Below are 13,825 nucleotides of genomic sequence, written 5' to 3'. Positions count from 1 at the left end.
GTCCTGGAACCACCGGGCCCCGCGGAACTCATGCCGGACCTCTCACGGTCGAGCGGACGAGGCGGTGGCCCGGTGGGGGCCAGGTGCGCCGACGAACCGAGACCGCCGGCACCAGACACGGTGCCCGACGAGACCGCCGACAGGAAGAGTCTGCCCAGTGAGCGGATGCCCAGCATCTGACGTCGGCATCGCAGGCAACGCAGATCGTGGCCGTATCCGGCGCCGCCGGTGTTCTATGGGATCAACTCAGCCACGGAAAGTGCCTCGTCCAGCCGACCAGCGGCCAGGTCGTCGTGACGGATCACGAAACTCCCGTCGCTCCGGTAATAGAGCTCGTTGTCTATGGGAAAGCGGGCGAGCGACACCCACTCACTCGTCAGCCGGTGCGTCTCCTTCTCCACATGGGAATACCATTTCGCGACCGGGATGACGATCTCGCCGGTCTTCTCGCGCCACGCGAGGGTCTGCTCCGCAATACTCTCGATTACCTCCTCGTCGGCATACCCGCCGATATAGGCGCTGGCGAGCCCGTTGCCAGGCGGCCAGAGATCGTTGGCCAGAGCACAGAGTTCGTCCAGGTGCGGCAGGTCACGCTCGAGGTCACGGGCCAACTGCTGCTGGAAGGGCGACAGGTCGTCCTCGTCCTCGTCCTCCTCGTCCTCGTCGTCCGCCCCGAACCAATCGGGGAACTCCGCGCGCAGCGTGGCGCCGACGTCGTACTGCTCGCCGACGAACGCGTCGTCGGTGGATCCTGTCGCCATCTCGGTATCGGTACCGGCCGGCACATACACGACTCGCCCGTACCTCCGCTCCCCGGTGGCAGCGGCCTGCTCGTGGTCCAGGAAGAACAGCAGCGAGCCGTCTGCCGGCAGGCCGAAGCCGTCGACTCTTGGCAGCGCCGCACAGTCGACCGAGAAGATGAACGGCAACGGACTAACCCCGTCGGACGGCCAGTCCATGCCCACCGGCAGCCAGGGCAACCCACCGAACTGCCCGACCGGAACACCGCCGGATCCCCCGCTCAACCGGATCGACAAACGGAGGTGCTGGATGAACCGGCTGACCTCGTCGTCCGGGATGCCCAACGCGAGCGCTGCACGACGAAACTGCCCCTGATGATCCATAGCGCAACATGGTGCCACGAAGACAACGACCAGAGGGCGAGCCCGGCGACCGGGTGCCCCACGGCCCGCACGCGCTGTCGTCGGCATCGCTGCCGCCGTGATCGGGTGCGCACATCTCGGCATGAGAGCGCGCCGAGCGCCACTGCAGATCCGTCACGCGCTGCAATGCCCGGTCTGCGGCAGAAGAGGATGCCAACGGCCACCTCGTCGACCGGTGACACCGACCGACTGTCGGCCATCCTCGACCGCTGCAGATGTGCGGCCGAGCCGGGTTTGACCTGCTCCGCGGGCGGGTCCTGCTGGCCTCGTGATGTCACCGCGCACAGCGGCGTGTGAAGATCGTTCGGGCTGCAGCGGGAAAGGTGGTGGCGATGGGCTTCTGGGATGTCAGCCCATTCGGCAACGATGACGCCGCGGACTTCGCAGGCGATCTGGACGAGGCGACGGCGGAGGCACGCATCGAAATGGTCGGCAGCGTGCTGGACCGTATTGCCATCGCCAGCACTACGGACGACCTCGACCTCGGGGATGCCCCTCGGGCCGTAGCTGCTGCCGCCCTAATTGCTGCCCAGTGCCCTGGAGGCGAGCCGGTCTGCTCGAACTATGGCCCCTCCACGCCGATGCCGCAGTTCCCGGGCTACCTCAGACGGTTGGCCATCGACGCCTTGGACCGCGTGGTCACGACGCCGTCCTGGCTCGCCGAATGCTGGGTAGAGGCTTCCAGTGACTCGGCGTGGCGTCAGACCATCAATGATCTACGCAATGTCCTCGACCCACCGCAAGTTGAGACTCTCTTCGATCTCTAACCGGCGATACCCAACGCGTCCTCCGCAGAAGCTGGTTAAAGCCACTCATCCGCGAAGCCACAGCGGGGCTGCTACGCAAGGTGAGGGCGCCGGCGGTCAACGCGCAGGCTCGGCGGCAGATCCGGATACCTGATCTTGGGCGGGATGCCCATTCTCCCGGCGGCAGATCGGCGCGGCGCAGCAGCGCCTACGCGCAGTGCGGTCGGAACGCTGGAACTCGTCATACTGTGGCGATGGAAGCACCGTTCGACCGGGCATCGGCGGAAGCGGCCGAAGGGCGTGGCGACTGGGCTACGGCAATCGCTATGGTCAGCGGATTCTCCGAGTGCTACAGCCGTGATCACTACCGACACGACGCGCACCTGTGGCATATGGAGTTGCTCGTGAAGGCCGGGCTCTTGCATGAGTTGGCCGAGCTCGCCAAGACCGACGTTCACGCACGGCGCCGGTTAGACAGGTTCCTGTATGAGGAAGGCCGCGACAGCGAGCTACGGCGGCGTGCCGAGCGCGGCGACAAGACCGCCCTATACCTTCTGGTGCGTCTGCTTCGCGCGCGAGGAGACGCGCGAGGAGAGCAGACGGTCGCCCAACAGGCAGTCGCCGACATCGACGCGGCCGACACCTACGCCATCGAACTGGCGAATCAGCCATTGGCGGACGGGTAAGGCCGGAAACGAACTTGTCTCGGCCGCCGGTCGTGGCGCGTCCTCGGAGAGGCGCGAGACCTCATGACTCACTGACGTCGGCAGGACCATGCGTCGACCGCCACGACAGATCCGTCACGCGCTGTGACGCCCGGTCGGCGGCAGATGAGCACGGTCACCGGCGCCGAGTTCGCGCGCACCCAGAAAACGGAGGGTGCGGGAGACCGTCGGGTGGCACGATGCTCGGCGTGTCACCCAACCGACAGCCCGAGTTGCGTCCCGCCTATCCGATCCGGACCGAGCATCTGTTGCTACGTCCGTTGACCGTCAGCGACGTCGACGCTCTGCTGGCCTACCGAAGCCAGCCCGATGTCTGCCGCTACGTGCCTTTCGAGCCGATGGACCGTCAGCTGATCGGCGAACGACTCGCGGCGCAGTGGGCCACCATCGCACTCACCGACGAGGGCCAGGCCTTGACGCTCGGCATCGAGCTCGCCCGAACCGGCGGACTCGTCGGCGACGTGGTCCTGTTCTGGCACAGCCGGGAGCACCGCGGCGGGGAAATCGGATACATCCTGAACCCCGACTTCGCCGGCCATGGCTACGCCACCGAAGCGGCACACGCGCTACTTCGACTCGGCTTCGACGAGCTGGGCCTGCACCGCATCGTCGCCCGGCTCGATGAGCGCAACGATGCCTCAGCGAAGGTGGCGCGCCGGCTCGGGATGCGAAAGGAGGCCCGTCTGGTCCACAACGAGCTTTTCAAAGGCGAATGGAGCACTGAACTCGACTTCGCCATGCTCGCCGACGAGTGGCCCGCCCACCGCGACCGCTTCGCCAACGGGCGGCGACACCGCGATATGGACGATTCGATAATCGAAGCGCCGGCGGTGCCTTGAACGTTCGGTGATCGACATGACAGTGCGCCGCGGACCGGTCGAGTGAACCCACGAGTCGACACCTTCGGAGCCGCCAAAGAGGTCATCGAGCAGGAAGCCCTGGTCAGAGGGTTGGCCGTGGGATTCGAGTCTCAGCTCTCGGGATCCATATCAACGCCAGCACGGCGGGACCCAGAGCCATACGTCGATGCGGCAAGACACTCTTGGCTGGCGTCAGCGGACCGCAAGACGAACGCTGCACCACCACGCGGGGAGCAGCGAACCCTGACCACTTCGGTGTTTCCTGGGAGTTCCTGCCGGCCCGCTCGCCCGCATCGTCGCAGGTCAGCCGCCCCTCAAGCATCACCGCTGGGCCCATGCCGTCGGACCCGAACGGGCTTGCTCTGGTGTCGAAGCGACACCCGGCGGCGTGATAGGTTCGTCACCGCGCCCGTAGCGACGAAGGAGGTGAGCGCGATGGTGTTCCGTCCGTCCGTGCTCCCGACCCGTCCGGGCGACTGCTGAATCCCGGGAGCACGCCGCTTCTCCCGTAGAGGATGTTCCCGTGACCGACCTGGTCATCCGCCCGCTGCGCGCGGGCGAGCACACGCTGTTCCAGTCCATGCCCGAGCCGCCCACCGTTGGCATGGCCCTGCTCGGCCGCGACTTCGCCGAGACCATGGCCGCCCGCCAATACCGTCCCGAGTGGACCTGGGTAGCCCTCGACGGCGACACGATCATCGCGCGGGCCGCCTGGTGGGGCGGGCCCGACGACAGCGCCCCGGTGGCGCTGGACTGGTTCGATCCCGGCACCGACCCGATGGCGGGTGCGGAGTTGCTCCGCGCCGCCAGTTTCACCGTCGACTACCACCTCATGCTGCCACCCGACTGGCGCGACGTCCCCGAGACGCACCGCGCGGCCCAGTCGCGCATCACCGCCGCCGGCGCCGCCGGATTCATCCCGGTCATCGAGCGGCTGCGGTACCGGTGGACGCCGGCCGACGGCCTGCCAGAGCGCCCGACGCGGCTGACGTACCACCCCGTCTCCGACGACGCGGTACTCCACGACGTGCTGCGCCGCATCCTGACCGGCAGCCTCGACTTCCACCAGCATCAGGCGATCGAGCGGGACGGCGTCGAGGCGGCCCTCGCCGACGACCTAGAGTTCCTGACCTGGCTGCCGAGTCCACGCGACTGGTGGCGCCTGGCTCGCGACACGGCCGGCAACCTCACCGGAATCGTGATACCCGCACGCAACCACGCCTCGCCGATCATCGCCTACGTCGGGGTGCTGCCAGAGGCGCGGGGGCACGGCTACGCGTACGACCTGCTCGCCGAGGGCACCCACATCCTGGTCGAGCAGGGCGCAGAGGTCATCACTGCCGACACCGACCTGACGAACACACCGATGGCCGCCACGTTCGCCCGAGCCGGGTATCCGGTGGCGCAGCGGCGACTCATTCTGAGCCAGCCGGCGTAATCCGGTACGGCATGAGGCTCATGGCCAGCCAGCCGTGGGCCTCATGCCGTTGGCCATGAACGCTTCATCGGCCGATGATCGACGCGCTACGCCGAAACCTCCGCCTCGATGGCAGCGCCGGGCTCCTGGAAGAGGCTCGATCACGATCTAGTCGTCGCCCCTCCCACCAAGGCGGGCGATGGCCCAGCGAAACCCATACGCGGCGCGGCCCCCACGTGACTCCACCAACCCACGCACTCAACTCGGCATGTCCGGACACCGATCAGCGCAGCCCCTCGTGACGCTGCAGGGCGCGCATCGCGGCAGATTCGTGCACCTGGTTCCATGCACTTGCCGACTGGCCGACAGGGCCGCAGTAACGCCCGGGGGCGACAGCATCAGAATATTGCCGGCGTGGCTCGCCACGAGCACGCGACAACCATGGTTGCAGGGAGCAGACCCATCGACGCCTCCGACACGATCACCCTGTGGCGGCCCACCGGGCAGGCCGAACTCAACCTTGCCGCGGCGTCCGGATGGCGGGCTTGGCCACCACGCCTGCCAGGCCAGCCGATCTTCTATCCGGTACTCAACCGCTGGTACGCCACAAAGATCGCCCGCGAGTGGAACGTCCCCGCCGGTGGCGTCGGCTACGTGACCCGGTTCCAGGTCCAGCGCGCGTACCTGGACCGCTACGAGGTTCATCAGGTCGGCGGCCGCGACGTACTGGAATACTGGATCCCCGCAGAAGAGCTCGCCGACCTCAACGCCCACATCGTCGGCGCGATCATCGAGGAAGCCGACTACCGCGGTCCCGTGGGCGACCAGGAGTTCACCGACGCCCACCACGCGCTGGGCACAGCACTACCAGTCACGTGGCGGGCCTACCTGCAAGCGGCGTCTTGGTTCCGGCGAGGGTGGATGATAAGCGGAGCCTACGTTTCGCTCAACACACCACGCGAGATGCTTGAACTGCACCACGCATGGGACCAGAGCACCGACGCGCACCCCGGCATCGCGATCATCGGCGGTAACGGATCCCGTGAACAACTCGTGCTCGACCTGCGCAGCGACCCCGCACCGGTGCTGCTGGTCGACCTCACCAGCAGCGGATGGGACAGCGCCATCCGGCAAGCCGACGATGGCGGCGAACTCATCGCCCGCATCGAGGCGGGCACCTTCGCGTTCGACTTCGGGGATTAGCGGACATCGGCGAGCATCGTCGAACCCACCTCGCGGCAGATGCGGATGCCTCACCAGAGCTGGCTCCATAGCGAAGACTACGGTGACGGCGTGCAGATTCCTGAGCTCGGTACGGTCGTTGAGGACTGGATCTGAGCAGACGTAACCGTTGGCGAGTACTTCGTCAGTACGCCGTGTCGGTCCACGGTTGGAAGTCGGCGAACTCCAGCGGATCGTCGAGCGGGTCCAGGCGGGGGAACTCGCGGGCGGCCGGCTGGCCCCGCAGCCAGCTGAGCAGCAGGTCGGTGAGCGTACACGGCAGCGGCGGGCCCTGCTCGTGATGGCGGGGTTCGACGATGAGCTGCCAACGGTCGGGCTCGCCGTCGGTCAGCCAGCCGAGGCTGTCGCCGTCGATGGAGCTCGCGAACGGCAGGAACCCGCCGGGGTCCGGCCAGATTGGCAGCGGATGGTACTCGGGGAACTCGTCCCGCAGTTCGCGATACCAGCCGAGCCGCTCCTGTGCGTAGGCGGCGAGGGTTCGGCCTGGGCGTAGCGGTGTGGCGAACCTGAGCCAGTTCGACCATATGCCGGCACCGTAGAGGTCCATGAGGGCGACGTATTCGGTCGGCAGGGGGGTGCCGAGCTCGGCGAACAGGTCGTCCCAGCTGCCGTCGCCGAGGCAGGGCGCCTCGGGTGGGGGCACGAGCAGGCGCAGGGTGTCAAGCCCGCTGCCTGCGGTGAGTGCCTTGCGCTGCAACTGCTCGGGCACTAGGCGCGGTTTGGCCACCGGCGGAGCCCAGGCGCGGGCGTCGGGCAGGAAGGCGGTCCGGCGTGCACTCGCCGGCAGCGGGCCCAGGCTGCCACCACCTGGCAAGTCAAGGCCGGTGTGTACGAGCGCGGTCAGCGTGTCCAGCAGCGACGCCCCGAAGCCGCGCCAGGGATTGACGCCACCATGCACTGCATCCGCATGGAATATCACCACGGGCCACTCGTCGGGGTTGTCGGAGGCGGAGGTGTCCCAGAACAGCAGGTCTGATCGTCGGGTCGTGCCCCAGGCGAGTAGGCCGCCGACGGCCGGGTGGAACACGGGCGGCTCGTGCGGCGGGACCATCCGAGAAGAGATCCGGGCCCACCGGTGGCTCTCGCGTAGCCAGGTGCCGTAGTCGAACCGGTCCGCCTGGGCGCAGGGGACGTGGAGCCAGATGTGCTCGCCGATGTCCAGCGGCCCGTACGCCGACGCGATTGCCTTGTAGTCAACGGGCAGCCGCAGGCCGAGCCACGACTCCACCACCGTCCAGTCGATGGGAATCGGCGGGCTTTGCGGCGGACCGAACTGGTCAGCGAAGCGCGAGCTGTCCACAGCCAGGCATCATGCCAGACCCCACCGACGCAGCGTGGTGAACCTGGTCAGCGCCGTCGTACCACGTCACACCGTCTATGTCGATTAGGACGGAGTGAGCGCGTCGAGCGCCGCTGCGGCATCGGACGAAGCTCTGTCACGAGCACCTTGATGCGGCAGATGCGGATGCTGCGCGGGCATCTCCGGTATCCGTGCAAGTATCTTCTGGTGGTCATGGAGCCGGTCCCCAGCTACGAGGACCTGATCTGGCTGTTCGAGGCGGAGCCGGTCTATCGGTACGCGGACGACGAGCGTGAGGCCGGATACCAGTTCGACTGGCGAGAGCTGTGGCCCTACACGGCAGTGACGTTCCGAACCACGCGAGCTGGATACGACATAGAGATGTACATCGAGCCGGGATACGAAGTCGTTCGGCTACGGTTGCGGACCGTCCCCGACGGAGCCGAGCTGCTCGACCTGGATCTGCGTGGCGTTCGCGGCATCGGAGTCGAACGCATCCATGGTCGCGAGCTGCTACGGGTCGATTTCCCGGACGACTCGCCGGCTTCCACCCTGTGGCTACGGATGAAGCCCGACGTCGCGCTGCACTGGTCGTACGGCCCGGCAAGTTGAGGTGGCTGCTCGGAGAACGGCATGGGCGGATGCTCGCTGCCGAGCCGGAGAGAGCAGCAACCGGCCGTTCTGGTACGAACGCCAGGTGACCTACTTCGAGGACCTGAGCGCCTATAGCTACAGCGACGTCGACATCATCGAAATGGACTGGGGATGGCTTCAGTGCCGGCCCGGATACGACCGGATCAACGTCGGTTGGCTCGATGCCTCGCACGCGTTCGAGGAAGGACCCACCCCGAACTGGTTTGCGAACGCGCTGCTCGACATCATCGTGGCACCGCGTATCAACACGATGCGTGGATATCACCGGCGCCCCTTCTGCCCGAAACGTTCGGAGGGTTCGATGCTCTCTGTGGACCATCCGAGCGGCGCCCTCTTGCTGGGACACACTGAGATCAGGGTGCCGTCCGGGCCGGGCGTGTTGTTCGCCGCACCCTCGCTCATCTGGCATTACGTCACCGCCCATTCCTACCGGCCGCCGGCCAAGTTCATCGAGGCCGTGGAGCAGTACGACAACGGCTGGACTTCGGGACCGAGCCCGTGGATACCCCACGATGCCCAGCGCATCACGTTCGACTGAGCCGCGGGCGCTCGTTGGCGTCGCGCTCATCGCGGCACGGGCGGACGCTCACCTATGTTGTGTGAAGAGGTCCTCGCTGCTGATCACGAGACAGTCGAACATGTCATTGAGGACAGCTCGCTGGTGTTCGGTCAACGGGTTCGCGAAGACCGCAACGTCGACTCCGGACGCCCGGCACGCGTCGGCGACCTCACGGGCCTTGCCGGAGCTGAGCAACGTCCGTCGCGAGAACGGAGTGGTCATCTTGCCCGCACCGCCGTGAGAGACGCCCCGCCGCTGGACGTGCCGGCTCACGACCCGACCACCGTGTGCTTCCACAGAAGTGGGCCAGAAGATCGAGCTTGGTGTCGAGCTCTTTGTCCTTCGCCGGAAATAGGCCCACGAGCGCCACGTCGGCGCCTGCCAGCACAGAGTTCGGTGGCCCGGTCCGGTGTCGGCTCACAGGGCAATGATGCCAGGCGGCCCGTCAGGCATCCGCTCACCGTGCCATGACCGTGCACCATGGCCAGCAACGCGGGCGCCCGGACAGCGGCAGATCCGGATGCCGGGCGTTGGTGGAGGATGGATGCATGATCGGTGACCGGTGGGGCGTGACCGACAGCGAGATATTGCGCTGCTATCCGTGCGACGACTTGGTCGTCTCACCCGCGCTGCAGGCGTGGCGGGGTGTGCGCGTCGAGGCGTCTGCCGAAGTGGTGTGGCCGTGGGTTGCACAGGTGAGGCTTGCGCCATACTCCTATGACTGGATCGACAACCTTGGCCGCCGTTCACCTCGAGAGTTGGTAGGCCTTCCCGAGCCGCAAGTCGGAGAGAGATTCACGACTGCTGGTGGGCGGGAGCTGGGCAGGATCGTCTCGGTCGATCCGGGGAAACAGCTGACGGGCACCATCATGGGCGCTTTCATGTCCTACGTCCTCGTGCCCCAGGAGCACGACACGCGCTTGCTGCTCAAGGTCGTCATGCAGACCACCCGCTGGGCCGCCCTCGGGCTGTCCGTCGGCGACCTGATCATGGCTCGACGTCAGCTACTGAACCTGAAGCAACTCGCCGAGCGCCACCACCAGGGCACGGCCAAGGATTGAGGATCAGCCTCATCGGCATGTCCGTGCGCTGATGGCGCGACTTGCCGTAACTGCGTAGCGCGCGGATCGCGGCCAATGAGCGGACAGCGCGTCGTCGTCAAGATGGTCGGCCGGCGTGCCGGCCGACCATCTTCGTTCGGGTTTCTGCATCGATATCGTCGTGGCGCGGTCATTGCCGAGGGGTGCGACACCTCGGGGGCTGGGGTCAGCCCGCGCTGAGGTTGGTGCGGCGGACGATTAACCAGACGGCGGCGAGGGCCACCGCGGTCAGGCCCAGGTAGCCGGTCGCGACGATCAGATGGAAGTCGGGGATCCGGCTGCCCGGCTGGTACTGCAGGTGCTGCAGGAGATGGTTGTTGGAGTAGCAGGAGAGCATCGTGCCGGCACCGTTGTCGGGCGGGCAGAGGCGTTGGAGCTCGACGCCGCTGAGCTGGCGTCCAGAGGCGTCGAACGCGCCGGACGGCCCGTCGCTGCCGTAGTCGATCATGCCGCCCTTGACGACCAGGGCGTTGTCGCGCAACAGACCGCCGTCCGGCCCGCCCACCTGCAGGTGCGCGGACAGCGGCTTCATGAGGGTGGGGTAGCGCCACTGGACGAGGTAGGTCAGGCCGATGAAGCCCGCGATCACGCCGAACACGGCGGGGAGCGTGCGTTTGATCGTGGCGCCGAGTGCGACGCCGATAGCGAACCAGCAGATGCTGATCGCGACCGGCAGCATCCCGGTGTTCAGGAACGGCACGTAGTTGAAGAGGCTTCCCGGAGCGACCTGGGTTTCCAGGTGTGCCAGGTGGTCGCTGACGCCGGCGACGGCCGCGGTCACCGCCGTCACGAACAGGCCGAGCATGCCCAGCTTGGTCCACAGCCAGCGCTGAGGGGACACGTCCTGGCTCCAGGCCAGCAGCAGGGTTCGCTGCTCGTGCTCCCTGGTCAGCAGCGGGACGCCGATGAACACGCCGATCAGCAGCGGCATGTACTGCACCAGCCGTGACAGGGCGCCCAAGGTCAGGACCAGGCGTGAGGACCCGGCGAGCCGCAGGCCTTGCGGGGAGTTCTCCGGGCAGTACGTTTCGTGGCACTGGTGCCACAGGTCTGTCAGTTCCATGGACAGGTAGGTCATCCAGCCCACCAGGACCGCGGCCAGGACGAGCATGCTGATCAGGGCCCCGCGGTGCTGACGCCAGGTCAGCCACAGTAGACCGCGGACGCCCCCGACGGACCCGAGATCGTCCTGGCGCTTCGTGGAGGCGGGCGCTTGGGTGACCGGGCTCATGCCGCTGTCTCCAGATCACGGTGTGCCTTGGACGATGCCTTGAGGTAAGTCAGGATCAGCTCGTCCAGGGTGATGGGCTGGGCGGTCCAGCCGGGGGCGACGACGGCGTGCGCCGTCGGTGACGCCGGCTGCCGGAGGACGAACGTGGACTGGCGGTCGGTGTGCTGCGCCTGGACGATCGCGCCCGGGCCAGGTGGCTGGTCCGCGCGGGGCCCGGCCAGCCGTACGTGGCTGTCGAGCAACTCCTCGACATCGCCGGTGAGCACGGGCCGGCCCGCGTCGAGCAGCAGCAGATGGTCACCGACGCCACTGAGCTCGGCGATGATGTGGGTCGACAGCATGATCGTCATGTCGCTGTCGGCGGCCTCCGCCATGAGTTCGCCGGTCACCTCGGTGCGGGCCACCGGGTCCAGGTTCGCGAGGGGCTCGTCCAACAACAGCACCGCCGGGCGGGAGCCCAGAGCGACCGCCAGCGCGACCTGCGCCCGCTGCCCGCCGGACAGCTTTCCGCAGCGGCGGTCCAGGGGGATGTCGAAGCGCTGAAGCCACGACAGCGCCCGCCGCTGGTCCCACACGCGGTTCATCGACCTTCCGAAGCGGAGCATGTCCGACACACTGAAGTCCCGGTACAGCGGCTTGTCCTGGGCCAGGATCGCGACCCGGCTCCCGGCAGAACCACCCCCGTTGGTGGACCTGCCCTCCACCACCGGTCGGCCGTTGACCAGCAGCGAGCCGCTGGTGGCCGCCAACGTGCCGGCGATGATGCTCATCAGCGTCGACTTGCCCGCGCCGTTCGCACCGACCAGCGCGATGATGCGGCTGGCGGGCAGTTGGAAGCTGCACTCCCGTAGCGCCCAAACGGTGCCGTAGCGCCTGCCCACGTCGCGGGCTTCCACGGCGATGGACTCCTCACTCATGCGGCGCCTTCCCTCCTCCGGAACCCAGCACCCGGTGTCGGTTCTGCCTGCGTCCGGTCGCCGCCAGCCTGGGCCCTGCGCGCCGAGTTCTCCACGATCACCGAGGCGAGCAGCGCCTGGACGTCCTCGTCCTCCAGACCGGCCTCGCGGGCCTGGCCGAGCCACCGGGCCAGGCTGCTGCGCAAGCGGGCCATGACATGGGGATCCGCGTGGCCGAGCGTTCCGCTGACGAAGGTGCCCGCCCCCTGCCGCGCCTCCACCAGGCCGGACAGCTCCAGCTCCCGGTAGGCCTTAAGCACCGTGGTCGGGTTGACCGTGCACGAGGTCACCACGCTGCGCACGGTGGGGAGTTGGTCCCCGGGCCGCAACGTCCCGATCCGCAGCCCTTCACGCACCTGCCGCACCAGTTGGGCGTAGGCGGGGACGCTGCTGGACCGGTCGACATGAAAGTTGATCACCTAGTGGTCCTCCTTATCCGCTCCGGGCATCGCGGATTGTTCTGATGAAGTAGAACACCAGTTAACCAACATGGCAAGGACGTGCCCGAGCGGCTGGCGGCATCGAACGGCTCGCCCCATTGCCTGCCCGGCCGCGGTCGCTGTATCGGGCGGCAGCCCGCAGCTTCAGACGCCTTGTCCCGCACCCTGAACGGTCGCGCTGCTGATTGCTGCTGGGAAGTCCAACCCGATATGCCGGCACGACCGATCGCGGGCCGCGCAGTCATGAAGTCGGGCATGCACTCCGGCGGACGACGCAATATGAGCTCGAGCGTGGCACAAAAGTGCGGCCCTCGCCGCTCGACCGTACGACGCCCGCACATCGACAGATCCGGATGCCCGCTCGACTCAAAGGCCAGCTACCGAGCGTGACTACTCGCGATCAGTGTGCGCGCACGGACGGCGGCAGATGCGGATACTTGATCGAACGGTTACCGGGCTGCCGGCAGCGGATCTGGCCGCCACGCTCGCCTCGGTCGCGCGCGGTCGGCTACAGCAGCGCCTTCGCCTTGAGCGGGGCCTTTTAACCGCAAGCGTGGCATCCCGCCCAGCCACGCGCGGCCCACCGCCCCTGCACGGTCGCCAGCATGAGGATGCTGACCTGCGTGAGGCGCTCGCCCGACTCGGCTGCTCGTTCAACATGTACCGTCAAGGGTCACCGTTGATCTGGTGCGATCGTCAATGTCGACGCTCTTGGTTCCTCAAATATCCGCGGCCGCTTTGCGTAAGGCCACGGCTTGGCTGATCGCGAACGCTGCGACCTCGACGGCCACCGCGGCGGAGAGCACGGTGAACAGGCCATCCCACGGACGGACCGCCACGAACACGGCAATCAGGGTGGCCGCGACAACGTTGGCAATGAGCACTCCCACCAGCCACGGCCGAAGCCGGGGACGCCGGGCGACGAGGTGCAGCGTGAATGCCCAACCGGCGACACCGACCGCGATCGTGATCGTCACCGCCGGCGGCACGGCCACCCGCTCGGACACCGGATTTACGAACAGGGCCAGCGACACTGCCGCGAGCGCACAGTAGATCGAGTCGAGTCGCAGCGAGAGCCGCCCGGAGTGCCGTATCCGCATGCCGCAACCGTACCCGCGAATCGGAGGCCCCGAATCATCGACGCAACCCATCAGCCCGCACCCACATACCAACCAGCCAGTCATGTACGCATCGCAAACCCAACGAGTCGTTCCAACGCTTTGGCTGACAACCGCCGGCATGCCGGGTTCGAAGCCAGCGACCGAGTTCATGACAGACGCACGCACATCGGCAGATCCGTGCGCTGAGCGCCGAGATCCATCCGTTACACGGCGTGACGCGCGGATCGCGGCATGAGCGGATGTTCAGACGTGCCGCTGCGGACGCCTCGGCGATACTCGCACTCATGGAGATGCCGCCTGCAACACGGTCC

At 67.3% G+C, this 13,825-nt stretch carries 14 protein-coding genes and 1 pseudogene; 8 read left to right on the top strand and 7 right to left on the bottom strand.

The window, feature by feature from the left end:
• Nucleotides 1-233: 233 nt before the first annotated feature.
• Nucleotides 234-1,124: a DUF1963 domain-containing protein gene (locus tag ABZ807_RS32220; RefSeq protein ID WP_357166577.1), complete on the bottom strand. Its 891-nt coding sequence runs from the start codon at nucleotides 1,122-1,124 to the stop codon at nucleotides 234-236.
• 371 nt (nucleotides 1,125-1,495) lie between these two features.
• Here ABZ807_RS32220 and ABZ807_RS32215 point away from each other — a divergent pair, with 371 nt between their 5' ends.
• The 5 genes and pseudogenes from ABZ807_RS32215 to ABZ807_RS32195 all read left to right on the top strand — a co-directional run.
• The gene (locus ABZ807_RS32215; RefSeq protein WP_357166574.1) at nucleotides 1,496-1,930 is read left to right on the top strand and encodes a DUF4259 domain-containing protein; all 435 of its coding nucleotides are present in this window, start codon (nucleotides 1,496-1,498) and stop codon (nucleotides 1,928-1,930) included.
• Nucleotides 1,931-2,163: 233 nt separating this feature from the next.
• A complete protein-coding gene (locus ABZ807_RS32210; protein WP_357166571.1) occupies nucleotides 2,164-2,595 on the top strand; it encodes a hypothetical protein in 432 nt (143 codons plus the stop codon).
• Between the two features lie 218 nt (nucleotides 2,596-2,813).
• Nucleotides 2,814-3,473, top strand: a complete 660-nt coding sequence (locus ABZ807_RS32205) for a GNAT family N-acetyltransferase (RefSeq protein ID WP_357166568.1) — start codon at nucleotides 2,814-2,816, stop codon at nucleotides 3,471-3,473.
• 544 nt (nucleotides 3,474-4,017) lie between these two features.
• The gene (locus ABZ807_RS32200) at nucleotides 4,018-4,932 is read left to right on the top strand and encodes a GNAT family N-acetyltransferase (RefSeq protein ID WP_357166565.1); all 915 of its coding nucleotides are present in this window, start codon (nucleotides 4,018-4,020) and stop codon (nucleotides 4,930-4,932) included.
• A 420-nt stretch (nucleotides 4,933-5,352) separates the two neighbouring features.
• Nucleotides 5,353-5,700, top strand: a pseudogene (locus ABZ807_RS32195) (ADP-ribosylation/crystallin J1); the annotation flags it as partial.
• Between the two features lie 577 nt (nucleotides 5,701-6,277).
• On the opposite strand, the gene ABZ807_RS32190 reads toward ABZ807_RS32195, so the two are convergent.
• A complete protein-coding gene (locus ABZ807_RS32190) occupies nucleotides 6,278-7,453 on the bottom strand; it encodes an SMI1/KNR4 family protein (protein ID WP_357166562.1) in 1,176 nt (391 codons plus the stop codon).
• Between the two features lie 159 nt (nucleotides 7,454-7,612).
• Here ABZ807_RS32190 and ABZ807_RS32185 point away from each other — a divergent pair, with 159 nt between their 5' ends.
• A complete protein-coding gene (locus tag ABZ807_RS32185) occupies nucleotides 7,613-8,065 on the top strand; it encodes a hypothetical protein (RefSeq protein ID WP_357166559.1) in 453 nt (150 codons plus the stop codon).
• 85 nt (nucleotides 8,066-8,150) lie between these two features.
• A complete protein-coding gene (locus ABZ807_RS32180) occupies nucleotides 8,151-8,645 on the top strand; it encodes a hypothetical protein (protein ID WP_357166556.1) in 495 nt (164 codons plus the stop codon).
• 48 nt (nucleotides 8,646-8,693) lie between these two features.
• Here ABZ807_RS32180 and ABZ807_RS32175 read toward each other — a convergent pair whose 3' ends face one another.
• Nucleotides 8,694-8,888: a hypothetical protein gene (locus ABZ807_RS32175; protein ID WP_357166553.1), complete on the bottom strand. Its 195-nt coding sequence runs from the start codon at nucleotides 8,886-8,888 to the stop codon at nucleotides 8,694-8,696.
• A gap of 326 nt (nucleotides 8,889-9,214) precedes the next feature.
• On the opposite strand from ABZ807_RS32175, the gene ABZ807_RS32170 reads away from it, so the two are divergent.
• Nucleotides 9,215-9,727, top strand: coding sequence for a polyketide cyclase (locus ABZ807_RS32170; protein WP_357166550.1), 513 nt, complete (start codon nucleotides 9,215-9,217; stop codon nucleotides 9,725-9,727).
• Between the two features lie 205 nt (nucleotides 9,728-9,932).
• Here the strand turns inward: ABZ807_RS32170 and ABZ807_RS32165 are convergent, their stop codons facing one another.
• From ABZ807_RS32165 to ABZ807_RS32150, 4 genes are all read right to left on the bottom strand, one after another.
• Nucleotides 9,933-10,997 (bottom strand): ABC transporter permease, encoded by a 1,065-nt coding sequence (locus tag ABZ807_RS32165; RefSeq protein ID WP_357166547.1) that lies wholly within the window; start codon nucleotides 10,995-10,997, stop codon nucleotides 9,933-9,935.
• The gene (locus ABZ807_RS32160) at nucleotides 10,994-11,914 is read right to left on the bottom strand and encodes an ABC transporter ATP-binding protein (RefSeq protein WP_357166544.1); all 921 of its coding nucleotides are present in this window, start codon (nucleotides 11,912-11,914) and stop codon (nucleotides 10,994-10,996) included. The genes ABZ807_RS32165 and ABZ807_RS32160 overlap by 4 nt, the downstream gene beginning before the upstream one ends.
• Nucleotides 11,911-12,372, bottom strand: a complete 462-nt coding sequence (locus tag ABZ807_RS32155) for a GntR family transcriptional regulator (RefSeq protein ID WP_357166541.1) — start codon at nucleotides 12,370-12,372, stop codon at nucleotides 11,911-11,913. The genes ABZ807_RS32160 and ABZ807_RS32155 overlap by 4 nt, the downstream gene beginning before the upstream one ends.
• Before the next feature lie 740 nt (nucleotides 12,373-13,112).
• Nucleotides 13,113-13,493, bottom strand: a complete 381-nt coding sequence (locus ABZ807_RS32150; RefSeq protein WP_357166535.1) for a hypothetical protein — start codon at nucleotides 13,491-13,493, stop codon at nucleotides 13,113-13,115.
• Nucleotides 13,494-13,825 lie beyond the last annotated feature (332 nt).

Origin of the sequence: Micromonospora sp. NPDC047548 (genome assembly GCF_040642975.1) — a bacterium.
GTDB lineage: Bacteria > Actinomycetota > Actinomycetes > Mycobacteriales > Micromonosporaceae > Micromonospora.
Note: the sequence above shows the minus strand (reverse complement) of the source record. Positions and strands in the feature narration are given on the sequence as shown.